Source organism: Brevundimonas albigilva, assembly GCF_023573565.1.
Taxonomy (GTDB): domain Bacteria; phylum Pseudomonadota; class Alphaproteobacteria; order Caulobacterales; family Caulobacteraceae; genus Brevundimonas; species Brevundimonas albigilva.
In genome coordinates, this window is the sequence record NZ_CP097649.1 from 1,307,002 (window position 1) to 1,331,938 (window position 24,937).

Below are 24,937 nucleotides of genomic sequence, written 5' to 3' on the forward strand. Positions count from 1 at the left end.
CCGCGCCGCATGACCTCCGTTCTGATCCCCGCCGTCCTGGGCGGCCTGGGCCTGATCTTCGGCAGCTTCGTCGCCGCCGTCAGCGTGCGCCTGCCGCGCGAGATGGACGTGGTGGCCCAGCGGTCGCGCTGCATGGGCTGCGAGGCCACGCTGCGCCCGTGGGAGTTGGTCCCCGTCTTCAGCTGGCTGGCGCTGCGCGGGCGGTGCGCGCGCTGCGACGCCCGCATCTCGCCGCGCTATCCGCTGATCGAGCTGGGGGCGGCGGCCCTGGGCGCCTGGGCGGGCCTGGCGGCGCCGGATCTTGCGACGGCGATCGCCACGGCAGCGCTGGGATGGCAGCTGCTGTTGATCTCGCTGGTCGACGGCGAGCATTTCTGGCTGCCGGACGCGCTGACCTGGCCCCTGGCGGCCAGCGGCGTTCTGGCGGCCGGCCTGCTGCATGGCTGGAGCGGGGCGGGATGGAGCCTGTTCAGCCTGGCCGTAGGCTTCGGCGTCCTGCGGGGGGTGGCGTGGCTGTATCGGCGCGTGCGGGGGCGTGACGGCCTGGGCGGCGGCGATCCCTTCCTGTTCGCCGGCGCGGGGGCCTGGGTCGGCTGGATCGGGCTGCCCAGCGTGCTGCTGTGGGCCTGCGCGGCGGGGCTCAGCGTGGTCTTCGCCCAACTGATGGTGCGCCGGCGGGTCAGCGGGAGCGACCGGCTGCCGTTCGGCGTCTTCCTGGCGATCGGGATCTGGCTGACCTGGCTCTACGGACCGCTGGGCCTCTAGCGACCCGTCGTCAGCTTGACGACGATGATGGCGGCCGTGTCCAGGATGGCCTCGGGCGTGTCGGCGCGGCGCAGCAGGTCGAAGCTGGCGGCCGTCGATTCGGCGATGGAGGCGATCTGGTAGGACGCCAGGCGCGGATTGTAGTCACGCGGATGCAGGCCGGCGGCGTGGGCCTGGGCCACGCGCCGCTCGATGGCCAGGTGCAGGCGGCGCAGGCGCCGGACGCGGCTTTCGACGAAGGCGGCGTCGCCGTTGTCGGCCAGCATATGCTCGACCCGCAGCACCTGTCCGTGCGCGCGCCAGATGGCCATGACGTCCAGGATGAAGGCGCGGGCGATGGCGAAGGCCCGGTCGCCGGGCCAGTCGGCCTGAAAGTGATTGGCCAGGCCCTGGAAGTCGTCGGCCGCCGCTTCGCACAGGGCCAGAACCGGCTCCTCCACCGTCTTGAAATAGGTGTAGAAGTTGGACGGCGAGACGTCGGCGGCCGAGGCGACGTCGGCCACGCGGATTTCGCCGTAGTGCCGCTCGTTCAGAAGCCGGCGGGTCGCGTCCAGGATGGCCTGACGCGTGCGCCCGCCCCGCGCGCCGATCCTGTGCCCCAGCTTGTTCTTTGTCTCGGCCATGTCCTCGGACGGGAAGGAGGGTTGGTGCCGGTTGCAGGAATCGAACCCGCGACCTTCGGTTTACAAAACCGCTGCTCTACCAGCTGAGCTAAACCGGCCTCGCCCCGTCGGGCAAGCGGGCCTTATGCGGACGGATCGCCGCGGGCGCAAGTCGGCTGTCAGTCCAGCTCGGCGGCGATCCGGCCGGCCAGGGCCTTCAGGGTCTCGCCGTCGGCCATCGGGGCGTGGCCGTGCCCTTTCAGCGGCCGGTCCTCCCAGCGCGGGATGATGTGGAAATGCAGGTGGAAGACGGTCTGGCCGCCGGCCGCGCCGTTGAACTGCATCACGCTGAGGCCGTCGGGCCGCAGCGCCTTTTCCACCGCGCGCGCCGTGCGCTGCAGGGCCAGCGCCATGTGGCTGAGGACCTCGGGCTCCACCTCCAGCAGGTTGCGGGCCTGGGACGCCTTGGCGATGATCAGGACGTGGCCCTCCGACTGGGGAAAGACGTCCATGAAGGCCAGGACCTGGTCGTCCTCCCACACCTTCACCGAGGGCATGTCGCCGCGCAGGATGCGGGCGAAGACGTTGTCGGGATCATAGTCGCCGTGCAGGCTCATGGAGGTCTCCGTCGCTGGGTCCGGCCTTCGCTTAGCAGTCGCGGCCGGGAAGGGGGAGCCTTCCGTCGTTTCGTGCATTATGGCGAAGCTTGAACCTTCGGAGGGCGTCATGATCCGTTTCATCATCCAGGCCGTGGTGACCATGGCCGGCCTTTGGCTGTCGGCGCAGGTGGTGCCTGGCGTGGACTTCACCAACACCGGCTCGCTGATCGCGGCGGCGATTATCCTGGGCCTGGTCAACGCCATCGTGCGGCCGATCATGGTGGTGCTGACCTTTCCGATCACCGTGCTGACCCTGGGCCTGTTCCTGCTGGTGGTGAACGCCGCCATGATCGGGCTGACGGCCATGTTCCTGGGCGGTTTCGCGGTCGACGGCCTGTGGGCGGGCGTCGGCGCGGCCATCGTGACCGGCTTGGTCAGCTGGATCGCCGGCGCCTTCATCGGCGACGGCGAGCGGGCCTGACACGGCGCGAAACCGTGCAGCGCGTTGCCCGACTCCGCGCGGGAGGCTAGAGCGTTCGGCTTCTCCCGCCTGACCGAAGTTTCCGACCATGCACGACATCAGAGCCATTCGCGAAAACCCCCAGGTTTACGTGGCGGGGTGGTCGTCGCGCGGGGTGGACGGGGCTGACGGGCTGGTCGCCGACATCCTGCGGCTGGACGCCGAACTGCGCCGGGCGCAGACGGCGGGCCAGGATGCGCTGTCCAAGCGGAACGCGGCGTCGAAGTTGATCGGCGCGGCGATGGGCCGAAAGGACATGGCCGAGGCCGACCGCCTGAAGGCCGAGGTCGAGGCGCTGAAGGGCGAGATCGCCGCCGCCGCCGAGGTGGAGGCGTCCGTCGGCAAGGACCTGCGCGACCTGCTGGCGGCGCAGAAGAATCTGGCGGCCGACGACGTGCCGGACGGCGAGGACGAGGCGGGCAATGTCGAAGTGTCCGCCTGGGCCTCGGAGCGGGAAGGCGCGCCTGGAGGCGCGCGCTCCACGGGGCCGGCCAAGGATCACGCCGACCTGGGCGAGGCGCTGGGCCTGCTGGACTTCGAGGCGGCGGCGAAGATGTCGGGCGCGCGGTTCGCCGTGCTGAAGGGCCAACTTGCGCGGCTGGAGCGGGCCGTCGGCCAGTTCATGCTGGACATGCAGACGGACCAGCATGGGTATCTGGAGGTGAACCCGCCCTATCTGGTGCGCGATGAGGCGATGTTCGGTACGGGGCAGTTGCCGAAGTTCGAGGAGGATCTGTTCCGCGTCGGCGAACATCTGCTCATTCCCACCGCCGAAGTCTCCCTGACCAATCTCGTACGCGAGACGATCCTGTCCGAGGACGATCTGGCGACGCCGATGCGGATGACGGCGTTGACGCCGTGCTTCCGGGCCGAGGCGGGGTCGGCGGGGCGCGATACGCGCGGGCTGATCCGCCAGCACCAGTTCTCGAAGGTCGAGATGGTGTCGATCACGCGGCCGGAGGACAGCGAAGCCGAGCACGAGCGGATGACGGGGTGCGCCGAGGCGGTGCTGAAGGCGCTGGAGCTGCCGTTCCGGCGGATGCTGCTGTGCAAGGGCGACATGGGCTTCTCGGCGCAGAAGACCTTCGACCTGGAGGTCTGGCTGCCCAGCCAGGGGACCTATCGCGAGATCAGCAGCTGCTCGAACTGCGGGGACTTCCAGGCGCGGCGCATGGACGCGCGGTTCAAGCGGGCGGGCGAGAAGAAGACCGAGTTCGTCCACACCCTGAACGGCTCGGGCCTGGCGGTCGGTCGCACCCTGGTCGCGATCATGGAGAATTATCAGGACGGGGACGGCCGTATCGCCGTCCCGACCGCCCTTCGTCCCTATATGGGCGGTCTCACCCATGTCGGAGCCTGAAGCCATGACCAAGACCCTGACCCTGATCGCCGTCGGCGCCGCCCTGCTGGGCGGCTGCGCCACGGCGGCGACCGCGCCCAATCCGTATTTCGACCCCTCGGCCACCGAGTTCGCCGGCTGGGTGCGGGTTTCGGGCGGCGAGTTCCAGCTGTTCCGGGAACAGCGCGATCTGGACAATCCGCCGTCGCCGACCAACTGCGTCAGCGGGGCTCTGCCGCGCGACCCGCAGGCGGCGGCGCGCGACCTGAACGGCGCGAAGGTCGTCTTCACCGGGCGCGCCGCGGCCTGGGCCGACCGCGACGGGGTGCAGACGCTGATGCACGAGGGCGCCCGGATCACCAACCAGTGCCGCGCCGACTATGTGATCAAGGCGGATTCGGTGCGGGTTCTGCGCTGAGCCGATGCGGATACTGCTGACAAACGACGACGGGATCGAGGCGGAAGGCCTTGAATGCCTTGAAAAGATCGCGCGCACCCTGACCGATGACGTCTGGGTGTGCGCCCCCGCCGTGGAGCAGTCGGGCAAGGGGCGGGGGATCACCCTGACCGAGCCGCTGCGGGTCAATCGGCTGGGCGACAAGCGGTTCGCGGTGACGGGGACGCCGACCGACTGCGTGGTGCTGGCGGTCAACGACCTGATGCCGGAAAAGCCCGACCTGGTGCTGTCGGGCGTGAACCGGGGGCACAACATCGGCGAGGACGTCAGCTATTCGGGCACGGTGGCGGGCGCGCTGCAGGGCATGGCGTTCGGCATCCGCTCCATCGCCCTGTCGCAGAGCCTGGAGCGGTTCCACGACGAGGTCATCGCCCACTGGGAGACGGCCGAGGCCTTCGCCCCGGCCATCATCAGCCGCCTGCTGGACCAGAAATGGCAGCCCGGCGTGGTGATGAACCTGAACTTCCCCAACCGGCGGCCCGAACAGGTCGAGGCGGTGGAGGTGACGACCCAGGGGTTCCGCGACGTGGGCGAGATGCACGCGGTGCGCCGAACCGACCTGCGCGGGCGGGATTACTATTGGATGAGCTTCCGCGGCCAGAAGCAGGAGCACGCCGAGGGCACCGACCTGCGCGCCATCGACGAGGGCCGCATCTCGGTCACGCCGCTGCATATCGACCTGACCCACATGGCCAGCGTCAACGACCTGAAGAAGGTGCTGGGCGGCGCGCCGCCTCGCAAGGTGGAGCGGGTGGCTTGATCCTCCACCGCAAAGCGGGGGAGGGGGACCGCGCGCAGCGTGGTGGAGGGGGCGACCCCGGACACGGCGCGTGCGTCCGCCCCCTCCACCCGTTCGGGGTCCCCCTCCCCCGTAAATGGGGGAAGATATCTTGAACCTGCGCGACGACCGGGCCGGGCGTCTGATCCTGTCGCTGCGCCAGCAGGGGGTGACGGACCCGCGCGTTCTGGCGGCGATGGAGAGCGTCGACCGCTCGGTCTTCGTGCACGAGAAGTTCCTGGACCAGGCGTGGGAAGATCAGGCCCTGCCCATCGACTGCGCCCAGACGATCAGCCAGCCCTATATCGTCGGCCTGATGACCCAGGCGCTGGAGGTGCAGCCGCGCCACCGGGTGCTGGAGATCGGCACGGGCAGCGGATACCAGTGCGCGGTGCTGAGCCGGCTGGCGCGCTATGTCTATTCGGTCGAACGCTATCGCAGCCTGCTGAACGAGGCCGAGGCGCGGCTGCGGACGCTAGACATCGACAACGTCATCACCCGGCACGGCGACGGCGGGCTGGGCTGGCCCGAACAGGCGCCGTTCGACCGCATCATGGTCACGGCGGCGTCGCCGCACGAGCCGACCGAGCTGCTGAAGCAGCTAAAGCCGAACGGCGTGCTGGTGGCGCCGGTGGGGCGCACCTCGGTGCAGATGCTGCACCGCTATGTGGGCCAGGGCGACGGCTCCTTCCGCCGCGAGAGCCTGACGGAGGTGCGGTTCGTGCCCTTGGTCGAGGGGACGGCCAAGGAGGGGTGATCGGCGCCGAAGCCGGTCCTGTTAACCTTCACGTCAAACTTTCGCGCCCATTGCGGGGTTGGCTTGGCGGCGCCGACGGGGCACACCGGGCGGGCGAGTTTAACCATGCGAGGAGCGGCCGGTGACGGGTCTGACGGGCTGGACGAGAACGGTTTTGATCCTGGCGGCGGGGGCCAGCCTGACGGCGTGCATCAGCTATCCGTCCGAGCCGCGCTATCCGACCCATCCGATGGCCCTGCCCGGGCAGGGCGCGCCGACCACGTCCTATCCGCCGCAGGGCCAGCAGGGACCGGCCTATCCCGGCGGAACCCAGACGCAACCGTATCGTCCCGGCCAGTATGAGGCGCCGCCGCCGGCGACCGCGCCGGTCGGATCGGTGGAGGGCGGCGCCCTGCCGCCGACGGTCAGCGTGACGCCGCCGACCCAGAGCCAGACGCCCCCGCCGCCGCCCTACAGCGGCCAGCCGGGCGCGGCCTATGTGATCCAGCCGGGCGACACCATCTCGGGCGTCGGGCGCCGGTTCCAGACGCCGGTGCAACTGTTGATCGACCTGAACGGCCTGGGGCCCAGGGGCGCGATCACGACGGGGCAACGGATCATCCTGCCCGAATCGGCGGTCGACACCGGCCGCGATCCCTATGCGACCGGCCCGTCGCCGGTGGGCGTGCTGGTGCCCAACGGTTCGGTCCCCCCGCCTCCGCCGCCGCCTTCGGGCAATGCGGCCCTGCCGGCCCAGACGCGGCCCGTCGCACCCGCGCCCAGCGTCGGCGCGCCGCCGCCGTCCGCGACCAGCCCGGCCAATCTGGTCTGGCCGGTCAGGGGCGAGATCCTGCGCCGCTTCGGCCCGGTGGGCATGGGCGAGCGCAACAACGGCATCAACATCGGCGCCTCGGCCGGCGCGGCCGTTGTGGCCTCGGGCGCCGGGCGCGTGGCCTATGTCGGCGATGATCTGGTCGGGCAGGGGCTGACGGTGCTGATCGTGCACAACGGCGGCTGGCGGACGGTCTATGGCCACCTGGGCTCGGCCACCGTCAGCGACGGCGACGATGTGCGCCAGGGCCAGCAGATCGGCACGGTGGGCCTGACCGCCGGCGACGGCCGCCCCTCGATCCACTTCGAGACCCGGCAGATGCAGGGCGACGACCCGGTGGCGATCGACCCGCTGACGGTCCTGCCGCGATAGCGCTTTCGCCGCGTTGCATTCCGTCAACGTCGGCCCTAGGTTCCGCGCCTCGTTTTTGATGGGGCGCCGACGAGGGCCGACCCCTCGTGTCTTGGAGACTAACCTATGGGCGCTCCCGCTGACGGCGGCATGATGGCCGTGATCATGCAGTTCCTGCCGATCGTCGCCATCTTCATCCTGTTCTACTTCCTGCTGATCCGTCCGCAGCAGAAGCGCGCCAAGGAACACCAGGCGGCCATCGGCGCCGTCAAGCGCGGCGACACGGTCGTCCTGTCCAGCGGCATGATCGGCAAGGTCACCCGCGTCGAGGACGCCGAGGTCAACGTCGAGATCGCCCCCAGCGTCAACGTGCGCGTGGTCAAGGGCATGATCGCCGAGGTGCGCAACCGCACCGCCATCGCCGCCAACGACTCCAAGGCCTGACGCGCGCCTATCGCTGATCCGGGATCGCCCACATGATTCAGCTCTCGCGCTGGAAAGTCACCCTCGTCGTCCTCGCCGCGCTGTTCGGGGTGCTGTTCGCCTATCCGAACGTGCTGAGCCCCGCCCAGCGCGAGGCGCTGCCCGGCTGGCTGCCCAAGAACACGCTGAACCTGGGGCTGGACCTTCAGGGCGGGTCGTATCTGCTTCTTGAAGTGGACGTGCCGGCCATGCGCGCCGCGCGGGTCAACAACCTGATCGAGGACGTGCGCGTCACCCTGAACGAGGCGGGGATCAGCACCGGCGGCTTCCAGCGCGAGGAAGGCGGCGTGGTCGTGACCCTGGCCAATCCGGCGCAACAGGGCGCGGCGTTCGAAGCGCTGCGGACCCTGGCCGGCGCGGCCGGTCCCAGCGGCCAGGTGGAACGCACCGCCGCCCGCGTCGGCGACAACCGCATCCGCTTCGCCTACACCGACGCCGCGCTGAACGGCATGGGCTCCACCGCGGTGGACCAGTCGATCGAGGTGGTGCGCCGCCGGATCGACAGCCTGGGCACGCGCGAACCCTCGATCACCCGCCAGGGCGCGGATCGCATCGTGGTCCAGGCCCCGGGCGAGAGCGATCCGACCAAGCTGGAAGAGGTCATCGGCCAGACCGCGCAACTGACCTTCCAGATGGTGGACGTCGAGAACTCGGTGCAGGACGCCCTGGCCGGCCGGGTGCCGCCGGATTCGCAGCTTCTGGCCGACGAGCAGGGCACGCCCTATCTGGTCAAGCGCCGCATCCTGGTGGCCGGCGAGAACCTGACGCGCGCCAGCGTGGGCGCCGATCAGAGCGGCCGTCCGGCCATCGACTTCCGCTTCGACGGAACCGGCGCCCGCCGCTTCGGCGAGGCGACCGCCGCCAATCTGGGCAAGCCCTTCGCCATCATCCTGGACGGCAAGGTCATCTCCGCCCCCACGATCCAGAGCGCGATCACCAGCGGCTCGGGCCAGATCACCGGCCAGTTCACCATCGAGGAAGCCTCCACCCTGGTGAACCTGCTGAACGGCGGCGCCCTGCCGGCGCCCCTGAACGTCGAGGAACGTCGGGTCGTCACCGCCGAGCTGGGCGCCGACGCCGTGGCCGCGGGCGCCCTGTCGACCGCCATCGGCTTCGCCATCATCGTGGTCTTCATGCTTCTGGCCTACGGTCTGCTGTTCGGCGGGGTGTCGGTGCTGGGCCTGATCCTGAACGGGGTGCTGATCATCGCGGCCATGTCGCTGACCCAGGCGACGCTGACCCTGCCGGGCATCGCCGGTTTGATCCTGACCTTCGCCGTGGCGGTGGACGCCAACGTGCTGATCTACGAGCGGATGCGCGACGAGGCCCGGTCCGGCCGCAGCGTGATCGCCAGCATGGACGCCGGCTTCTCCAAGGCCTGGGGCACCATCCTGGACGCCAACGTCACCACCCTGGTGGCGGCGGCCATCATGTTCGTCTTCGGCGCCGGTCCCGTGCGGGGCTTCGCCTGGACGCTGAGCATCGGGGTGATCACCTCGATGTTCTCCTCGATCCTGGTCGCCCAGGTCCTGCTGGCGTACTGGCTGAAGAAGGCCAGGCCCAAGAAACTGCCGATCGCGGAGTGATGGCGATGCGTGGATGGCCCCTCATCAAGATTCTGCCGCAGAAGACGAACTTCCATTTCGTCAAATATGCGCGGCCGGCCGGCATCCTGTCCGTGCTGCTGTGCGTGGCCTCGATCGTGGCCTGCTTCTATCCTGGTCTGAACATGGGCATCGACTTCCGGGGCGGCGCCTCGATGGAGGTGTCCAAGCCCGCCGGACAGGAAATCCAGCTGGACCGCGTGCGCGAGGCCGTCAGCGGCCTGAACCTGGGCGACGTCCAGGTGCAGGGCATCGCCCGGCGCGACACCAACGCCAATGACGGTTCGACCGCCATCCTGCGTTTCCAGGTGCCGGAAGGTCGCGACCAGACCCAGGTGGTGCGCCAGGTCGAGGGCGCGGTGAGCCAGGCCGTCGGCCAGGTCAGCTATTCCGGGGTCAGCGTGGTGGGCTCCAAGGTCTCGGGCGAGCTGTTCACCTCGGGCCTGATGGCCCTGGCCGTCGCCGTGGGGCTGATGTTCCTCTACGTCTGGTTCCGGTTCGAGCCCCAGTTCGGGTTCGGCGCCGTGATCGGCCTGCTGCACGACGTGATCCTGACCTTCGGCCTGATCGTCCTGTTTCGGCTGGAGTTCAGCTTGAACATGGTCGCCGCCATCCTGACCATCATCGGCTATTCGATGAACGACACGGTCGTGGTGTTCGACCGGCTGCGCGAGAACCTGCGCAAGTACAAGACGATGCCATTGCGCGACGTCATCGACCTGTCGCTGAACGAAACCCTGACCCGGACCATCATCACCGGCGGCACGGCGGTCATGGTGCTGGCGGCGCTGGCGCTCTTCGGGGGCGAAGCGCTGTTCGGCTTCTCCATCGCCCTGATGTTCGGCATCGTCGTCGGCACCTATTCGTCGATCTATGTCGGCGCGCCGGTGATCCTGCTCTGGGGCGTCAAGCGCGGCGGGGCGAACGACGAGGCCAAGCCGATCAAGCTGGGCATGGCCAGCCGGCCCTGAACGGTCGTTCGGCAAGAAAAAACGGCGGCTCCGAAGGGGGCCGCCGTTTTCGTTTAAGGACCGTTCGTTCGATCAGCGCAGCGAGGCCGCGAAGCGCTGGATGCGGCCGCAGGCCTCTTCCAGCACGGCGTCCGAGGTGGCGTAGCTGATGCGGAAATAGGGCGACAGGCCGAAGGCCTCGCCCTGGACCACGGCCACGCCCTCGGCGTTCAGCAGCTCGGCGGCGAAGGTCGAATCGCCGTCGATGACGACGCCGCCGTCTGTCGTCTTGCCGATCAGGCCGGCGATGGACGGATAGACGTAGAAGGCGCCCTCGGGCGTCGCGCAGGTGATCCCCGACGCCTGGTTCAGCATGGAGACGACCAGGTCGCGACGCTTCTCGAAGGCGTCGCGCCGTTCGGCCATGAAGTCCTGCGGCCCGTTCAGCGCCTCGACCGCCGCCCACTGGCTGATGCTGGCGGGGTTGGAGGTCGTCTGGCTGGCGACCTTGCGCATCAGGTCGATCAGCGGCTTGGGACCCCCCGCATAACCGATGCGCCAGCCGGTCATGGCGTAGGCCTTGCTGACGCCGTTGACCGTCAGGGTGCGGTCGATCAGGTCCGGCGCGACCTGGGCGATGGTGGTGTATTCGAAGTCGCCATAGACCAGGTGCTCGTACATGTCGTCGGTCAGCACCCAGACGTGCGGATGGCGGCGCAGCACCTCGGCCAGGGCCTCCAGTTCGGCGCGCGTGTAGGCGGCGCCGGTGGGATTGGACGGGCTGTTCAGGATCAGCCAACGGGTGCGGGGCGTGATGGCGGCTTCCAGCACGGCGGGGCGCAGCTTGAAGCCGTCCTTTTCCTCGCCGACGACCGTGACCGGCTCGCCGCCGGCCAGCAGGACCATGTCCGGATAGGACACCCAGTAGGGGGCGGGCACGATCACCTCGTCGCCCGGGTTCAGCGTCGCGACCAGGGCGTTGAAGATGACCGGCTTGCCGCCGGGCGCCACGTGGATCTGCGACACGTCGTAGGTCAGGCCGTTCTCGCGCGCGAACTTGGCGGCGATGGCCTTCTTCAGCTCGGGCATGCCGTCGGCGTCGGTGTATTTGGTTTCGCCGCGATTGATGGCGTCGATGGCGGCCTGCTTGATGTTGTCCGGCGTGTCGAAGTCCGGTTCTCCGGCGCCCAGCCCGATCACGTCGCGACCCTCGGCTTTCAGCTTCCGCGCCTGGGCGGTCACCGCGATGGTGGCCGACGGCTTGACGCGGGCGAGGGCGGAGGATTGCAGGCTGGACATGATATTCCCGTCGATTTGGAAGTTTCGTGCCGGGGAGGCGCGGTTTCTTACGCGGCGTGGCCCGCCGGGACAATGGATGGCGGCTCGCTAATGTGCGGATCGGGTGATATGCGCGCCCTGATGCGGTGGATCGTCGACTTTCTGTCCAACATGGAGGCGCGACGCTGGCGCGCCGTGCTGGCGACGGCGCTGCTGCTCGGCGCGATGATCGCCCTGTTCGCCGTCGGCAAGAGCCAACTGGGCCTTGACGCCGAGACGCGGCTGGAAGCGTGGCTGGGCGGGTTCAGGCACGGGCCGTGGGGACTGCCGGCCGCCGTGGTCGTGTTCAGCGTGGCCGCCGTATTCGGCGCGCCGCAGTTCATCCTGATCGCCGCCTGCGTGGTGGCCTTCGGCCCGTGGTACGGCTTTCTCTACAGCTGGGTGGCGACGATCGCCTCGGCCGGCCTGACCTACTGGATGGGGCGGGGGCCGACGGCGCGGCTGCTGGAGCGGCACGGCGGGCGAACGGTCGGGCGGCTGACCCGGTTCGTGGGCAAGAACGCCTTCTACGCCAGCTTCATGATCCGCAACGTGCCCTCGGCGCCCTTCATCGTGGTCAACATGGCCTTCGGCGCGGCGCGAGCGTCGTTTCCGCTGTTCCTGGCCGGCTGCGCCCTGGGCGTGCTGCCCAAGACGGCGCTGGTCGCCTTCTTCGGGGGCTCGTTCATGACGGCCGTGAGCGGCGACGGGGTGTGGACCTCGGCCATATTGGCGGGGGTGGCCCTGGCCTGGCTCGGCCTGATGCTGGCGGTGCGCGAAGTGGTGCGACGCCGCGAAGCTGCGCGCGGAGACTGATCCGGATTATCCCCTAATCAGCGATTTATCCGCCCTTCATCCCGCCCTGCGAAATCTGCGAGCCGAGAGGAGCCGGCGTCATCATGGATTTCCGGAAACTGCACGGGCAACATCAGGCGATCATCCGCCTGGCCAGCGACCTGGTCGGCCTGGTCGGCAAGATTCGCACGCGCGAGGACGCGACGGAGGCCCGCACGCTGCTGGAGCGGCTGGACCGCGTGCTGGGGGCGCATCTCGAACTGGAAGATCGCTCGGTCATGCCGTTGCTTTCCGACAGCGACGATCCGGCCACGCGGGCCCTGGCCCTGGATTGCGTCGAGGAGATGGGCGGCATCGCCCAGGTCTGGGCGGGGCATCTGGCCCTGTGGACGGTCGAGGCCATCCAGCGCGCGCCGGCCCGGTTCGCCTCGGCGACGCACAATCTGATGGGCGCGGTCGCGCGGCGGGTGGAACGCGAGGAGCGCGAACTCTACCCGCTGGCGCAGGGGCGAGCGAACCGGGCCGCCTGAGCCCGTCGCGAAGCCGTGAACGGCCAAGCTGACGAGGCCGTTATCGGGGCTTGCCATCGTCTCCGCATGCGGGCAAACGGGCTTCCGGTAGGCGTGGCGAAGACGATCAGGACGCGGACGGGGAAGGGGATCCCCATCGTGTGGGCGTCGCCAGGTCGACTGCGAACAAAGACGCCCTCGGCCCAGAACATACGGTATCCTTTCCCATGAGCTTTTCCCTCTTCGGCGCGATCTCCAACGACATCGCGATGGACCTGGGCACCGCCAACACCCTGATCTACCAGAAGGGCAAGGGCATCGTGCTGAACGAGCCGTCGGTCGTGGCGCTGAGAAACGTCGGCGGGCGCAAGATCGTCCACGCCGTGGGCATAGAGGCCAAGCAGATGCTGGGCCGGACGCCCGGCCACATGGAAGCCATCCGCCCGATGCGGGACGGGGTCATCGCCGACTTCGAGGTCGCCGAGGAGATGATCAAGCACTTCATCCGCAAGGTGCATAACCGCAAGGGCTTCGTGAACCCCAAGATCATCGTCTGCGTGCCGTCGGGCGCCACGGCGGTCGAACGCCGCGCCATCAACGACAGCTGCCTGAACGCCGGCGCGCGCCGCGTGGGCCTGATCGACGAGCCGATGGCCGCCGCGATCGGCGCGGGCCTGCCGATCCACGAGCCGACCGGCTCGATGGTCGTCGACATCGGCGGCGGCACGACGGAAGTCGCCGTTCTGTCCCTGTCGGGCATCGTCTATTCGCGCTCGGTCCGCGTCGGCGGCGACAAGATGGACGACAGCATCATCAGCTACATGCGTCGCAACCATAACCTGCTGATCGGCGAGACGACCGCCGAGCGCATCAAGAAGGACATCGGCACCGCCCGCATCCCGGCCGACGGCGAAGGCCTGTCGATCGAGGTCAAGGGCCGCGACCTGATGCAGGGCGTGCCGCGCGAGGTGCGCATCAGCGAGCGCCAGGCCGCCGAGGCCCTGGCCGAGCCGGTCACCCAGATCATAGAGGCCGTGAAGGTGGCGCTGGAGGCGACGCCGCCGGAACTGGCCGCCGACATCGCCGACAAGGGCATCATGCTGACCGGCGGCGGCGCGCTGCTGCGCGGTCTGGACGTCGAGATCCGCGACCACACCGGCCTGCCGGTCTCGGTGGCGGACGATCCGCTGTCGTGCGTGGCCGTGGGCTGCGGGCGCGTGCTGGAGCATCCGCGCTGGATGAAGGGCGTGCTCGACGCGGCCTTCTGAGGCCGCGCAGTCCCGATAAGGCCTTCGTGATCGCGGTTTTATTCCCGCCGCGATTTTGCGATAGGCTGGCCTCCGGCGGTGGAAGGCGTCCACCGATTCCATTTTCCTGATTGGTAGGTCGCCCGTGGCGTTTCGCGACGGCCCTTTCGAGAACCTCAAGGTCCCGCTGACGTGGACGGCGGCCGTCGTGGTCGTGGTGGCCATCGTCGGCGCCATCCTGCTGTTGGCGACCGACCGCCGGTCCGATGACGGCGTATCCGCCTATGGCGCGCTGCGCAGCGGAACCGAGGCCGTGGCGGCGCCGGCGGGCGGGGTGCTGTCCGCCCCCGTGCGTTGGGTCGGGGCGGTCGGCGACTACATCGGCGGCTATTTCTTCGCCGTCTCCGAGAACCGCCGGCTGAAGGCCGAGATCGCGGACCTGCGCGCCTGGCGCGACGAGGCCATCGCCCTGAAGAACGTCAACGGCCGCTACGAGGCCATGATGGGCCTGCGGACCGAACCGCCGATGCCGATGGTGACGGCGCGCGCGATCTCGGACGTGCGCGGTCCCTTCGCGCGCGCTCGGCTGCTGGACGCGGGCCAGGCCAAGGGCGTGCGGATCGGCAATCCGGTGATGAACGAGTTCGGCCTGGCCGGGCGCGTGACCGGCGTGACCGGCGGCGTCAGCCGCATGGTGCTGCTGACCGACGTGGCCTCGCGCGTGCCGGTGCTGATCGAGCGGACGGACACGCGCGCCATGCTGGTGGGCGACGGCGGCGAGAATCCCCGTCTGGACTATGTGCGCGGCGCCGGCGCCCTGCAGCCGGGCGACCGGGTGCTGTCGTCGGGCGACGGCGGCGGGGTGCCGCGCGGCCTGCCGGTGGGCGTGGTGGCGCGAGGCGTCGACGGCGCCTGGCGCGTCAAGTTGTTCAGCGATCGCGGCCCCATCGACTACGTCCGCATCCTGCTGTTCCAGAACTTCGCGCAGTTGGTAAGCCCGGAAGCCCTGAACGCGCCGCCCCTGGCCGGCCTGACCACGGCGCCGGAGCCGACGCCGGAACAGGCCGCCCAGATCGCGGACGTGGCGGCCCGCCGCCGCGCCGAGGCCGAGGCCCAGGCCGAGCGCACCCGACTGGCCGTGGCGCAGGCGGAACAGGCCGAGCGCCTGCGCGCCGCCCAGCAGGCCCAAGCCCAAGCCCAAACTCAGGCTCAGCCTCAGGGCCAGGCTCGCCCGAACGCACCGGCTCCGACCCAAGGACGGACGGCGCGCCCCGTCGCGGCTGAAACCCGTCCCTCTACGGGCCAGCCCAGACCGCAGGCGCAAGCGCAGGGCCAGGCCCAGACCCCGCCTCAGGCGGCCCCGGCCGCCGCGGCGCCCGCCCGCCCGGATGCGGAGGACGAGACGTGAGACGCCCCGCCGCGGTTCGTGTGGTCGGGCCCCTGCAGTGGATCATCTATCCGGCCCTGGCGGCCGTCGCCGCCACCGTCATCCTGGCCACGCCGGCAGAGTTGTTCGGCCTGAGGTTGCCCGAGCCGGTGATCCCGATGGTCCTGGCCTTCGCCTGGCCCCTGATCCGGCCGTCGATGCTGGGCGCGGCGATGCTGTTCGCCCTGGGCCTTTTCCTGGACCTGTTCTGGAACGGGCCGCTGGGCCTTTGGCCGTTGTGCCTCATGGGCGTGTACGGAGCGGTTCTGGCCTCGCGCAGCCTGCTGGCGGGGCATGAGGGGTTGGTGCGCTTCGCCTGGTATCTGGTCTGCGTGGTCGCGGCGTTCGTCCTGGCCTACGCCATCGTGGCCTTGCGGGCCGGCAACCCGCCCGCCATCCTGCCCGTGGTGGGCCAGGTGGCGCCGACCCTGTTGCTGTATCCGCTGGCCCACTGGCTGATCGAGCGGTTCGACGACGGCGATACGAGGTTCCGATGAGCAGCGAACCGTCCATCTTCTTCGCCGACGCCAACGAGCGGCAGGGGTCGTTCCTGCGCCGAACCTTCGTGGTGGGCGGACTGACCGTGCTTGGCGTCACCGCCCTGGTCGGGCGACTGGGACAGCTTCAGGTCGTCCAGGCCCAGGAATATGCGACCCTGGCGACGCAGAACCAGTTCAACTTCCGCCTGGTGCCGCCGCCGCGCGGGCTGATCAAGGACCGCAACGGCGTGGTGGTGGCGGGCAACCGGCCCAGCTTCCGCGTGCTGATCGTGCGCGACGAGACCAAGGATCTGGACCAGACGCTGGACCTGCTGGGCCGGCTGCTGCCGGACACGATGGAACGTCGCCGCGCGATCATTCGCGACGTCAATGCGGCGCGCAAATTCATGCCGGTGCCGGTCAAGTCCGACCTCAGCTGGGAGGAGTTCGCCAAGGTCAACCAGTACGCCAACGAACTGCCCGGCGTGATGGTCGATATGAACGAGGCCCGATACTACCCCTTCGGCGGCGCCTTCGCCCATGTGGTCGGCTATGTCGCCAAGGTGTCGGATCGCGACGTCAAGGCGATCCGCGACGCGGGCAAGGACCCGCCGGAAATGCTGTTCAACCCCGCCTTCCGCATCGGCAAGCAGGGGATCGAAAAGGCGCTGGACGAGGACCTGCGCGGCGTGGCCGGCGGCAATCGGGTCGAGGTCGACGCGCGCGGGCGGGTGGTGGCCGAGGACGTGGGCGGGTCGCGCCCCGCCGTGCCGGGCGCCGAGGTGGTGCTGACCCTCGACGCCGACGTCCAGAACCGCGCGCTGGAAGTGATGGGCGACGAGTCGGGCTCATGCGTGGTGATGGACGTTCGCAACGGCGACATCCTGTGCATGGTGTCGTCGCCGTCGTTCGATCCCAACCTGTTCGTCAGCGGCGTGCCCACGCGCATCTATCGCGCCCTGGCCGACTACGAGCGCAAGCCGTTGCTGGACAAGGCGCTGGGGGGGACCTTCCCCCCGGGGTCGACCTTCAAGCCGACGACGGCCCTGGCGCTGCTGGCCGCGGGCGTCGATCCCGAGATCAAGGTGGTGTGCAACGGCGCGTGGCGCACCGGCAACCGGGTCCAGCGCTGCTGGGGCCGTCACGGCGCGCAGAACATGCACGACGCCATCAAGAACTCGTGCGACGTCTATTTCTACGCCATGTGCAATCGCGCCGGGGTGGACCGCATCCGCGACACGGCGCGCGAACTGGGTTTCGAGCACACCTTCGACATCGGCATCGCCAACCAGAAGAAGGGGCTGCTGCCCAGCACGGAATGGAAGGCGCGCACCTTCCCCCGCGATCCGGTCTGGCATCCGGGCGAGACCACCTCGGTCGCCATCGGCCAGGGGGCGATCACCGTCAACGCCCTGCAGCTGGCGGTCATGACCTCGCGCCTGGCCAACGCCAAGAAGGCGCTCCAGCCCCGGCTCATCAAGTCAGTCGGCGGGGTCGATCGGCCCAGCGGCGCCGAGGCGCCCGACCTGCCGTTCAAGCCCGAGCATCTTCAACTGGTGCGCGGCGGCATGATCGCCGTGGCCAACGACCGGTCGGGCACCGCCTATCGCCAGAGCCAGCTGGGTCTGGGCGACCTGCAGATGGCCGGCAAGACCGGCACGGCCCAGTCGCGCGACTATGGCTCGGGTCCGCGCAAGAGCGACATCTGGGCGCTGAAGGACCACAATCTGTTCGTGGCCTTCGCGCCGATCGACGAGCCGCGCTACGCCGTGGCGGTCATCATCGAGCACGGCGGCAAGGGCGGGGCCACCGCCGGCGCGCCGCGCGCCCGTGAAGTCATGCGCACGGTGCTGCTGAAGGATCCGGACATGCGAGCGCGGATCGAGCGCCCGCCGCCGCCCGAGCCCACCGGGCCGCCGGAGTCCGACGACATCGTGGCCGGGGCCGCGCCGCCCCCGCCGGAGATCGCCGAACCCGATCCCGCGCCGCGCCCCCGCGCGCCCCGCACCGGACCGCGTCCCTATTATTCCGAGGATCCGCGATGACGGCGTCGGCCCTGACGCGGCCCGGCCAGCGCGAGCGGCTGTCCAGCAAGATCGCCGAGATCGACTGGCGTCTGGTCGGCCTGGTCGGCGTCATCGCCGGTTCGGGCGTCGCCATGCTGTATTCCATCGCCGGCGGTTCGTGGGAGCCGTGGGCGCTGAACCAGCTGATCCGCTTCGTCGGCATGCTGGTCGTCATGCTGGCCCTGGCGCTGGTCAATCCGCGCTGGTGGTTCCGCGCCGCCTATCCGCTGTACGGCGTGCTGCTGATCCTGGTGCTGATGATCGAATTCACGCCGCTGGGGTATCAACCCGTGGGGGCGGGCGCCAAGAACTGGCTGAACCTTGGCTTCATCCGGATCCAGCCGGCCGAGTTCATCAAGCTGGGCTTGGTGCTGGCGCTGGCGCGCTGGTACCACAACCATTCGGCCGAGGATGCGCGCTTCAGCTGGAAGCTGATCGTTCCGGCGGCCATGATCGGCGTGCCCTTCGTCTTGGTGGCCAAACAGCCCGACCTGGGGTCGGCCATGATCATCGGCCTGACCGGCGCGGTCGTCATGTTCATGGCGGGGCTGAGTTGGCGCATCATCGGCGTCCTGGCCGCCGCCGCCATCGCCATCGTCCCGCCCTTCGTGATGTTCGGGATGCACGACTATCAGCGCAATCGGATCCTGACCTTCCTGAACCCCGAAGGCGACCCCAGCGGGACCGGCTACAACATCATCCAGTCCAAGATCGCCCTGGGCTCGGGCGGCATCCTGGGCAAGGGCTATGGCCTGGGCAGCCAGAGCCAGCTGGAATTCCTGCCGGAACGCCACACGGACTTCATCTTCTCCACCGTGGCCGAGGAGTTCGGCTTCGTCGGCTCGTGCTTCCTGCTGCTGTGCTATGTCGGGGTCATCATCATCGCCCTGCGCATCGCCTCGCTGGCCCACAGCCACTTCGGGCGCATCGGCGCGGCGGGGATGACCGCCTTCTTCGCCCTGTTCGTGATGATCAACGGGGCGATGGTGATGGGGCTGGCGCCTGTCGTGGGCGTGCCGATGCCGCTGCTGTCCTACGGCGGATCGTCGATGATGACGGTGATGATCGGCTTCGCCTTCGTTCTGTCGATGCGGGTCCATCGCTACAACGAACTGCCCAAGGGCTCGGGTCTGTTCTGAGGCCGGTCGTCCCGTCGACGGAAACGAAAACGCCGCCCGCTGAAGTCCAGCGGGCGGCGTCGTCGCGTCGGGGGCAGGGGAGAGGCGGCGCCGATCAGGCCGCCTTGGCGCCCCGCTGCTTGTCGGAGGCGCTGCGGGCCAGTTCGCGGTTCAGCCACAGGGCCAGCAGCGTGAAGACCGCGCCGGACAACAGATAGGCGCCGGCCGCGATCAGGCCGAACTGGCTGGAGATCCACAGCGCCGCCAGCGGCGCGAAGCCGGCGCCGAACAGCCACGCCAGGTCCGAGGTCAGGGCCGAAGCGGTGTAGCGGTTGGCCAGGCTGAAGCTGGACGCCACGGGGCCGGACGCCTGCCCGAACGACAGGCCCAGCAGGATGAAGCCCGAGATCATGAACACCAGTTCGCCTATCGTACCGCCATTCAGCAACTGGGGCGCGAAGCCCGAGAAGGCGGCGATGCCGGCTGCGGTGATCGCCAGCAGGGTGCGTCGGCCGTAGCGATCGGCCAGGACGCCCGAGGCCAGGATGGCCAAGAGGCCGAACACCGCCCCCACCATCTCGATCAGCAGGAAGCGCACCGGCGTCTCGCGCGTGAACAGATAGATCCAGGACAACGGAAACACCGTGACCATGTGGAACATGGCGAAGCTGGCCAGCGGGGCGAAGGCGCCGATCCAGATGCGCGGGCCTTCGGCGCGGACCGCCTGGGCGACGGCAACGGGCTGCAGCTCGCGCGTCTCGAACAGCTTCTGGAAAGCCGGCGTGACGACGATCCGCAGTCGGGCGAACAGGGCCACCACGTTGATGGCGAAGGCCACGAAGAACGGATAGCGCCATCCCCAGTCCAGGAAGTCGGCCGGGGACAGGGTGTTCAGGAAGAAGGCGAAAAGGGCCGAGGCGACGATAAGGCCGATCGGCGCGCCCAGCTGCGGCACCATGGCGTACCAGCCGCGGCGGTTCTCCGGGGCGTTCAGTGCCAGCAGCGAGGCCAGCCCGTCCCAGGCGCCGCCCAGGGCCACGCCCTGGCCGATGCGGGTGATGGCCAGCAGCACCGGCGCCCACAGGCCGACGGTCTCGTACCCGGGGATGAAGGCCACCGACACCGTCGAGGTGCCCAGCAGGAACAGCGCGGTCGTCAGCTTGGCCCCGCGACCGAACTTCTGGTCGATGGCGATGAACAGGGCCGTGCCCAGCGGGCGGGCCAGGAAGGCCAGGGCGAAGACGGCGAAGGACAGCAGCGTGCCCCCCACCGGGCCGGCGAAGGGGAAGATCAGCTGCGGGAACACCACGACCGAGGCGATGGCGTAAACGAAGAAGTCGAAGAATTCGGACGTTCGGCCTATGATGACGCCGATGGCGATTTCGCCCGCATCCACCTTGCCATGCCGCGTGTTGATATGCGCGGCGTCGCGTTCCAGGGATTCTGACGAAGGGGTCGAGGCGGTCATGAGCTCCGGTCGCTCCAGTTCGGCAACTTATACGGCGGATCGCCGCAGGATTGAACCGCGCCCTTTGCGCCGAAAGGCCGTTCGAGAGGATAGGACAGATTGTCCACTGTCGTTCCCGGCGAACCCATCCTACGAGCCGCGCCACAACGCCCCTGAACCGTCGCGACGCCTCCCCCTTGTCCGACGCCGACAGATTGGAGCTCCCGTGCGCCGTTTGCGCCTGCTTATGATTTTGCCTGTGCTGGCCCTGCTGTCCGCCTGCGACATGGTGGTGATGGCTCCGGCCGGCGACATCGCCGGCCAGCAGCGCGACCTTCTGGTCATCTCCACGCTGCTGATGCTGCTCATCATCGTGCCGGTGATGGCGCTGACCGTCTTCTTCGCCTGGAAGTACCGGGAATCGAACAAGGCGGCCGAGTACGAGCCGGACTGGGATCACTCCACCTCGCTGGAGCTGGTGATCTGGTCGGCCCCGCTGCTGATCATCATCTGCCTGGGCGCCCTGACCTGGGCCGGCACCCACCTGCTGGATCCCTATCGCCCGCTGGACCGCATCAAGCCGGGCCAGGCCGTGGCCGAACAGGTCGAGCCGCTTCAGGTCAATGTGGTCGCCCTGGATTGGAAGTGGATGTTCATCTATCCGCAGTACGGCGTCGCCACGGTCAATGAGCTGGCCGCGCCGGTGGATCGGCCGATCCGCTTCCACATCACCTCGTCGTCGGTGATGAACAGCTTCTACATTCCCGCCCTGGCCGGCCAGATCTACGCCATGCCGGGCATGGAGACGAAGCTTCACGCGGTCATCAATCACCCCGGCGAATATGTGGGCTTTTCCGCCAACTATTCCGGCGACGGCTTCTCCAACATGCGGTTCGCCTTCCACGGCCTGGACCAGGCCGGGTTCGACCGCTGGATCGCCGGCGTGCGCCAGGGCGGCCAGCCTCTGGACCGCGAACGCTATCTCGAGCTCGAAAAGCCCAGCGAGAAGGTCCCGGCCCTGCACTTCGCCAGCGTCGAGGGCGGCCTGTGGGACGCCATCCTGAACATGTGCGTCGAGCCCGGGAAGATGTGCATGGGCGAGATGATGGACATCGACCGCAAGGGCGGACTGACCATGGCCTCGGTGCGCAACACCATGCCGCTGATCTACGATAAGTACGCCGGCCGCGGCTCCAACCCGGCCTATTTCGGCTCGGACGACAGCTATGTCATGACCATCTGCACGCCGTTGCAGGCCGCCGCCGCCGCCGCCGAGCGCACCCGCCGCTCCGAACTCCAGAACGCCGAGCGCGGTCCCGTCGACCGGGCGCCGCTGAGGGGGATGGGGCTGGTTCCGCCGGGCGTGCCGATGGCCTCGCTTTCCCTTTCCGCGCCGGCGTCCGCCGCTCCCAACGCCTGATTGATCGACGATGTCCGCTGACCAACTGATCCCGCTGATCTTCGGCCGCCTGACCTGGGAGGCCCTGCCGCTGCACGAGCCGATCCTGGTCGTGACCATGATCGTCGTCGCCCTGGGCGGCGTCGCCCTCTTGGGCGCGCTGACCTACTTCAAGCTCTGGGGCTATCTCTGGAAAGAGTGGTTCACGACCGTCGATCACAAGAAGATCGGCATCATGTACATGATCCTGGGCATCATCATGCTGCTGCGCGGCTTCGCCGACGCCATCATGATGCGGATCCAGCAGGCGATCGCCTTCGGCGGGTCCGAGGGCTATCTGAACGCCCACCACTACGACCAGATCTTCACCGCCCACGGCGTCATCATGATCTTCTTCGTGGCCATGCCGCTGGTCACGGGCCTGATGAACTACGTCGTGCCGCTGCAGATCGGCGCGCGCGACGTGTCCTTTCCGTTCCTGAACAACTTCAGCTTCTGGATGACCACGGCCGGGGCGATCATCATCATGGCCTCGCTGTTCGTGGGCGAGTTCGCCCGCACCGGCTGGCTGGCCTATCCGCCGCTGTCGGGCATCGGCTACAGCCCCGGCGTCGGGGTCGACTATTACATATGGGCCCTGCAGATCGCGGGGGTGGGCACGACGCTGTCCGGCATCAACCTGATCGCCACCATCGTGAAGATGCGCGCGCCGGGCATGGGCCTGATGAAGATGCCCGTCTTCACCTGGACCTCGCTGTGCACCAACGTGCTGATCGTGGCGTCCTTCCCGGTGCTGACGGCGGTGCTGGCCCTGCTGACGCTGGACCGTTACGTCGGGACCAACTTCTTCACGAACGACTTCGGCGGCAACCCGATGATGTACGTGAACCTGATCTGGATCTGGGGCCACCCTGAGGTCTACATCCTGATCCTGCCGCTGTTCGGCGTCTTCTCTGAGGTCGCCTCGACCTTCTCGGGCAAGAAGCTGTTCGGCTATACGTCCATGGTCTATGCGACGGTCGTCATCACGATCCTGTCCTACCTGGTGTGGCTGCACCACTTCTTCACCATGGGCTCGGGCGCCTCGGTGAACAGCTTCTTCGGCATCACCACCATGATCATCTCGATCCCGACAGGGGCGAAGATCTTCAACTGGCTGTTCACGATGTACCGGGGGCGCATCCGGTTCGAGCTGCCGATGATGTGGCTGGTCGCCTTCATGCTGACCTTCGTGATCGGCGGGATGACGGGCGTGCTGCTGGCGGTGCCGCCGGCCGACTTCGTGCTGCACAACTCGCTGTTCCTGATCGCCCACTTCCACAACGTCATCATCGGCGGGGTGCTGTTCGGCCTGTTTGCGGGCCTCAACTTCTGGTTCCCCAAGGCCTTCGGCTTCAAGCTGGACAAGACGTGGGGCCTGGTCAGCTTCTGGTGCTGGATCGTGGGTTTCTGGCTGGCTTTCGCGCCGCTGTACGTGCTGGGCCTGATGGGCGTGACGCGCCGGATGCGGGTGTTCGACGACCCCTCGCTGCAGATCTGGTTCGTGATCGCCGCCATCGGCGCGGCCGTCATCGCGGTCGGCATCCTGGCCTTCCTGATCCAGATCGCCGTCAGCATCCTGAACCGCGACAAGCTGCGCGACACGGACGGCGACCCCTGGGGCGGGCGCACCCTGGAATGGGCCACGTCCTCTCCGCCGCCCGATTACAACTTCGCCTTCACCCCGGTCATCCATGACAGCGACGCCTGGTGGGACATGAAGAAGCGCGGCTACAAGCGCCCCGCAAAGGGCTTCCGCGACATCCACATGCCAAAGAATACGGGAACAGGCGTCATCATCTCGGGCCTGTGCCTGGTGATGGGCCTGGCGCTGGTTTGGTACATCTGGTGGCTGGCGGCGCTCAGCTTCCTGGCCGTGCTGGTCGTGTCGATCGCCCACACCTTCAACTACGACCGCGACTATCACATCCCCGCCGATGAGGTGCGCGAGACCGAGGAGACGTTCGAACGCCGCCTCAAGGCGACGGAGGCCTGATCATGAGCGCGACCGCCGTCAAGACCGCGTCCAACCCGCTGGACGACAAGACCGTCTTCTATCTGGAAGAAGAGCCGCACCACGAGGAAGGCGCCAGCACCATGCTGGGCTTCTGGCTCTATCTGATGAGCGACTGCCTGATCTTCGCGATGCTGTTCGCGGTGTTCGGGGTGCTGGGCGGCAACTACGCCGCCGGGCCGGGGCCCAAGGAGCTGTTCGACCTGGAACTGGTCGCGCTGAACACGGCCATGCTGCTGTTCTCGTCGATCACCTACGGCTTCGCCATGCTGGCGATGGACCGCAACAACCAGCGCCAGACCCTGGCGTGGCTGGCGATCACCGGCCTGTTCGGCCTGGCCTTCCTGGGCATCGAGCTCTACGAGTTCGGCCACCTGATCCACGAGGGCGCAACGCCCCAGCGCAGCGCCTTCCTGTCGTCCTTCTTCACGCTTGTTGGCACCCACGGCCTGCACGTCACCTTCGGCATTATCTGGCTGGTGACGCTGATGGTGCAGGTGAGCATGAAGGGGCTGATCCCCGCCAACAAGCGCCGGCTGATGTGCCTGTCGATGTTCTGGCACTTCCTGGACGTCATCTGGATCGGCGTCTTCACCTTCGTCTATCTGCTGGGGATGCTGCGATGAGCGCCGCCAACTCCGACCATTCGCCGGACTCCCACGACGTCGACCACCTGGGTCACGAGGCGCACAATCACGGCTCGTTCAAGAGCTACATGATCGGCTTCGTGCTGTCGGTGATCCTAACGGCCATCCCGTTCGCCCTGGTGATGACGGGCGTGCTGCCGACCCAGGCGACGGCGCTGATCGTGATGGGCTTCGCGGTGGTGCAGATCGTCGTGCACATGATCTACTTCCTGCACATGAACTCCAAGTCCGAGGGCGGCTGGACCATGCTGGCGCTGATCTTCACCATCATCGTGGTGGTCATCGCCCTGTCGGGTTCGCTGTGGGTCATGTACCACCTGAACACCAACATGATGCCGACCCACGACATGACGCAGATGGTCGGCTGAGCCTCGACCGCAGGAGCCCGCCATCACGTCCGATCGGACCCGTCCGCCGC

General features: G+C 68.4%; 24 protein-coding genes, 1 tRNA gene and 1 pseudogene. 21 read left to right on the top strand and 5 right to left on the bottom strand.

The window, feature by feature from the left end; genetic code table 11:
• Positions 1-9 precede the first annotated feature (9 nt).
• Positions 10-765, top strand: a complete 756-nt coding sequence (locus M8231_RS06440; RefSeq protein WP_249750715.1) for a prepilin peptidase — start codon at positions 10-12, stop codon at positions 763-765.
• On the opposite strand, the gene M8231_RS06445 is transcribed toward M8231_RS06440, so the two are convergent.
• The 3 genes from M8231_RS06445 to M8231_RS06455 all read right to left on the bottom strand — a co-directional run bounded on the left by M8231_RS06445 (position 762) and on the right by M8231_RS06455 (position 1,984).
• Positions 762-1,388: a TetR/AcrR family transcriptional regulator gene (locus M8231_RS06445; RefSeq protein ID WP_249750714.1), complete on the bottom strand. Its 627-nt coding sequence runs from the start codon at positions 1,386-1,388 to the stop codon at positions 762-764. The genes M8231_RS06440 and M8231_RS06445 overlap by 4 nt on opposite strands.
• Before the next feature lie 22 nt (positions 1,389-1,410).
• Positions 1,411-1,486 (bottom strand) — tRNA-Thr (locus M8231_RS06450).
• A gap of 60 nt (positions 1,487-1,546) precedes the next feature.
• Positions 1,547-1,984 carry an HIT family protein gene (locus M8231_RS06455; protein WP_249750713.1) on the bottom strand — a complete coding sequence of 146 codons (438 nt, stop codon included), beginning with the start codon at positions 1,982-1,984 and terminating at the stop codon, positions 1,547-1,549.
• A 109-nt stretch (positions 1,985-2,093) separates the two neighbouring features.
• Between M8231_RS06455 and M8231_RS06460 the strand changes: the two genes are divergently transcribed.
• The 9 genes from M8231_RS06460 (at position 2,094) to secF (ending at position 10,037) form a co-directional block, all read left to right on the top strand.
• Positions 2,094-2,447 (top strand): phage holin family protein, encoded by a 354-nt coding sequence (locus tag M8231_RS06460; protein WP_249750712.1) that lies wholly within the window; start codon positions 2,094-2,096, stop codon positions 2,445-2,447.
• An 88-nt stretch (positions 2,448-2,535) separates the two neighbouring features.
• A complete protein-coding gene (gene serS, locus M8231_RS06465) occupies positions 2,536-3,846 on the top strand; it encodes a serine--tRNA ligase (RefSeq protein ID WP_250202475.1) in 1,311 nt (436 codons plus the stop codon).
• A gap of 4 nt (positions 3,847-3,850) precedes the next feature.
• On the top strand, positions 3,851-4,243 hold the full coding sequence (locus M8231_RS06470; RefSeq protein ID WP_249750711.1) for a hypothetical protein: 393 nt from the start codon (positions 3,851-3,853) through the stop codon (positions 4,241-4,243).
• 4 nt (positions 4,244-4,247) lie between these two features.
• Positions 4,248-5,042 carry a 5'/3'-nucleotidase SurE gene (surE, locus tag M8231_RS06475; RefSeq protein WP_249750710.1) on the top strand — a complete coding sequence of 265 codons (795 nt, stop codon included), beginning with the start codon at positions 4,248-4,250 and terminating at the stop codon, positions 5,040-5,042.
• 130 nt (positions 5,043-5,172) lie between these two features.
• Entirely contained in the window at positions 5,173-5,817 is a 645-nt protein-coding gene (locus M8231_RS06480) for a protein-L-isoaspartate(D-aspartate) O-methyltransferase (protein WP_249750709.1), read from the top strand.
• A 121-nt stretch (positions 5,818-5,938) separates the two neighbouring features.
• Positions 5,939-7,000: a M23 family metallopeptidase gene (locus tag M8231_RS06485; protein WP_250202476.1), complete on the top strand. Its 1,062-nt coding sequence runs from the start codon at positions 5,939-5,941 to the stop codon at positions 6,998-7,000.
• Between the two features lie 105 nt (positions 7,001-7,105).
• Positions 7,106-7,423 carry a preprotein translocase subunit YajC gene (gene yajC / locus M8231_RS06490; RefSeq protein ID WP_249750706.1) on the top strand — a complete coding sequence of 106 codons (318 nt, stop codon included), beginning with the start codon at positions 7,106-7,108 and terminating at the stop codon, positions 7,421-7,423.
• A 32-nt stretch (positions 7,424-7,455) separates the two neighbouring features.
• On the top strand, positions 7,456-9,048 hold the full coding sequence (secD, locus tag M8231_RS06495) for a protein translocase subunit SecD (protein ID WP_250202477.1): 1,593 nt from the start codon (positions 7,456-7,458) through the stop codon (positions 9,046-9,048).
• Positions 9,048-10,037 carry a protein translocase subunit SecF gene (secF, locus tag M8231_RS06500; RefSeq protein WP_249750703.1) on the top strand — a complete coding sequence of 330 codons (990 nt, stop codon included), beginning with the start codon at positions 9,048-9,050 and terminating at the stop codon, positions 10,035-10,037. The genes secD and secF overlap by 1 nt, the downstream gene beginning before the upstream one ends.
• Before the next feature lie 72 nt (positions 10,038-10,109).
• Here the strand turns inward: secF and M8231_RS06505 are convergent, their stop codons facing one another.
• Positions 10,110-11,315 carry a pyridoxal phosphate-dependent aminotransferase gene (locus M8231_RS06505; RefSeq protein ID WP_250202478.1) on the bottom strand — a complete coding sequence of 402 codons (1,206 nt, stop codon included), beginning with the start codon at positions 11,313-11,315 and terminating at the stop codon, positions 10,110-10,112.
• A 108-nt stretch (positions 11,316-11,423) separates the two neighbouring features.
• Between M8231_RS06505 and M8231_RS06510 the strand changes: the two genes are divergently transcribed.
• From M8231_RS06510 to rodA, 7 genes and pseudogenes are all read left to right on the top strand, one after another.
• Entirely contained in the window at positions 11,424-12,149 is a 726-nt protein-coding gene (locus M8231_RS06510) for a TVP38/TMEM64 family protein (RefSeq protein WP_250202479.1), read from the top strand.
• 83 nt (positions 12,150-12,232) lie between these two features.
• Positions 12,233-12,658, top strand: a complete 426-nt coding sequence (locus tag M8231_RS06515) for a hemerythrin domain-containing protein (protein WP_249750699.1) — start codon at positions 12,233-12,235, stop codon at positions 12,656-12,658.
• A 206-nt stretch (positions 12,659-12,864) separates the two neighbouring features.
• On the top strand, positions 12,865-13,905 hold the full coding sequence (locus M8231_RS06520; protein ID WP_201215772.1) for a rod shape-determining protein: 1,041 nt from the start codon (positions 12,865-12,867) through the stop codon (positions 13,903-13,905).
• 124 nt (positions 13,906-14,029) lie between these two features.
• Positions 14,030-15,127, top strand: a pseudogene (gene mreC, locus M8231_RS06525) (rod shape-determining protein MreC); the annotation flags it as partial.
• A gap of 161 nt (positions 15,128-15,288) precedes the next feature.
• Complete coding sequence (locus M8231_RS06530) at positions 15,289-15,807, top strand: hypothetical protein (protein ID WP_249750697.1); 519 nt, start codon at positions 15,289-15,291, stop codon at positions 15,805-15,807.
• The gene (mrdA, locus tag M8231_RS06535) at positions 15,804-17,834 is read left to right on the top strand and encodes a penicillin-binding protein 2 (RefSeq protein ID WP_250202480.1); all 2,031 of its coding nucleotides are present in this window, start codon (positions 15,804-15,806) and stop codon (positions 17,832-17,834) included. The genes M8231_RS06530 and mrdA overlap by 4 nt, the downstream gene beginning before the upstream one ends.
• Positions 17,831-18,994, top strand: a complete 1,164-nt coding sequence (gene rodA, locus M8231_RS06540) for a rod shape-determining protein RodA (RefSeq protein ID WP_249750696.1) — start codon at positions 17,831-17,833, stop codon at positions 18,992-18,994. Before mrdA ends, rodA begins: the two co-directional genes overlap by 4 nt.
• 94 nt (positions 18,995-19,088) lie before the next feature.
• Here rodA and M8231_RS06545 read toward each other — a convergent pair whose 3' ends face one another.
• On the bottom strand, positions 19,089-20,441 hold the full coding sequence (locus M8231_RS06545) for an MFS transporter (protein ID WP_250202481.1): 1,353 nt from the start codon (positions 20,439-20,441) through the stop codon (positions 19,089-19,091).
• Between the two features lie 226 nt (positions 20,442-20,667).
• On the opposite strand from M8231_RS06545, the gene cyoA reads away from it, so the two are divergent.
• Genes cyoA through cyoD form a run of 4 tightly spaced genes read left to right on the top strand, consistent with a single transcriptional unit; the run spans position 20,668 to position 24,887 of the window.
• A complete protein-coding gene (cyoA, locus tag M8231_RS06550; RefSeq protein ID WP_250202482.1) occupies positions 20,668-21,840 on the top strand; it encodes a ubiquinol oxidase subunit II in 1,173 nt (390 codons plus the stop codon).
• A 10-nt stretch (positions 21,841-21,850) separates the two neighbouring features.
• On the top strand, positions 21,851-23,854 hold the full coding sequence (cyoB, locus tag M8231_RS06555; RefSeq protein ID WP_250202483.1) for a cytochrome o ubiquinol oxidase subunit I: 2,004 nt from the start codon (positions 21,851-21,853) through the stop codon (positions 23,852-23,854).
• A 2-nt stretch (positions 23,855-23,856) separates the two neighbouring features.
• Complete coding sequence (gene cyoC / locus M8231_RS06560; RefSeq protein WP_249750693.1) at positions 23,857-24,498, top strand: cytochrome o ubiquinol oxidase subunit III; 642 nt, start codon at positions 23,857-23,859, stop codon at positions 24,496-24,498.
• A complete protein-coding gene (cyoD, locus tag M8231_RS06565) occupies positions 24,495-24,887 on the top strand; it encodes a cytochrome o ubiquinol oxidase subunit IV (protein ID WP_249750692.1) in 393 nt (130 codons plus the stop codon). Before cyoC ends, cyoD begins: the two co-directional genes overlap by 4 nt.
• Positions 24,888-24,937 lie beyond the last annotated feature (50 nt).

Bases quoted from the DNA above. Each gene is read 5' to 3' on its own strand.
- cyoB (WP_250202483.1), top strand. From the start codon at position 21,851: ATGTCCGCTGACCAACTGATCCCGCTGATCTTCGGCCGCCTGACCTGG.
- mrdA (WP_250202480.1), top strand. From the start codon at position 15,804: ATGAGCAGCGAACCGTCCATCTTCTTCGCCGACGCCAACGAGCGGCAG.
- M8231_RS06545 (WP_250202481.1), bottom strand. From the start codon at position 20,441: ATGACCGCCTCGACCCCTTCGTCAGAATCCCTGGAACGCGACGCCGCG.
- M8231_RS06510 (WP_250202479.1), top strand. From the start codon at position 11,424: ATGCGCGCCCTGATGCGGTGGATCGTCGACTTTCTGTCCAACATGGAG.
- M8231_RS06520 (WP_201215772.1), top strand. From the start codon at position 12,865: ATGAGCTTTTCCCTCTTCGGCGCGATCTCCAACGACATCGCGATGGAC.
- secF (WP_249750703.1), top strand. From the start codon at position 9,048: ATGGCGATGCGTGGATGGCCCCTCATCAAGATTCTGCCGCAGAAGACG.
- cyoD (WP_249750692.1), top strand. From the start codon at position 24,495: ATGAGCGCCGCCAACTCCGACCATTCGCCGGACTCCCACGACGTCGAC.
- surE (WP_249750710.1), top strand. From the start codon at position 4,248: ATGCGGATACTGCTGACAAACGACGACGGGATCGAGGCGGAAGGCCTT.
- M8231_RS06445 (WP_249750714.1), bottom strand. From the start codon at position 1,388: ATGGCCGAGACAAAGAACAAGCTGGGGCACAGGATCGGCGCGCGGGGC.
- M8231_RS06440 (WP_249750715.1), top strand. From the start codon at position 10: ATGACCTCCGTTCTGATCCCCGCCGTCCTGGGCGGCCTGGGCCTGATC.
- cyoA (WP_250202482.1), top strand. From the start codon at position 20,668: ATGATTTTGCCTGTGCTGGCCCTGCTGTCCGCCTGCGACATGGTGGTG.
- M8231_RS06505 (WP_250202478.1), bottom strand. From the start codon at position 11,315: ATGTCCAGCCTGCAATCCTCCGCCCTCGCCCGCGTCAAGCCGTCGGCC.
- yajC (WP_249750706.1), top strand. From the start codon at position 7,106: ATGGGCGCTCCCGCTGACGGCGGCATGATGGCCGTGATCATGCAGTTC.
- serS (WP_250202475.1), top strand. From the start codon at position 2,536: ATGCACGACATCAGAGCCATTCGCGAAAACCCCCAGGTTTACGTGGCG.
- secD (WP_250202477.1), top strand. From the start codon at position 7,456: ATGATTCAGCTCTCGCGCTGGAAAGTCACCCTCGTCGTCCTCGCCGCG.
- M8231_RS06460 (WP_249750712.1), top strand. From the start codon at position 2,094: ATGATCCGTTTCATCATCCAGGCCGTGGTGACCATGGCCGGCCTTTGG.
- cyoC (WP_249750693.1), top strand. From the start codon at position 23,857: ATGAGCGCGACCGCCGTCAAGACCGCGTCCAACCCGCTGGACGACAAG.
- M8231_RS06455 (WP_249750713.1), bottom strand. From the start codon at position 1,984: ATGAGCCTGCACGGCGACTATGATCCCGACAACGTCTTCGCCCGCATC.
- rodA (WP_249750696.1), top strand. From the start codon at position 17,831: ATGACGGCGTCGGCCCTGACGCGGCCCGGCCAGCGCGAGCGGCTGTCC.
- M8231_RS06470 (WP_249750711.1), top strand. From the start codon at position 3,851: ATGACCAAGACCCTGACCCTGATCGCCGTCGGCGCCGCCCTGCTGGGC.
- M8231_RS06515 (WP_249750699.1), top strand. From the start codon at position 12,233: ATGGATTTCCGGAAACTGCACGGGCAACATCAGGCGATCATCCGCCTG.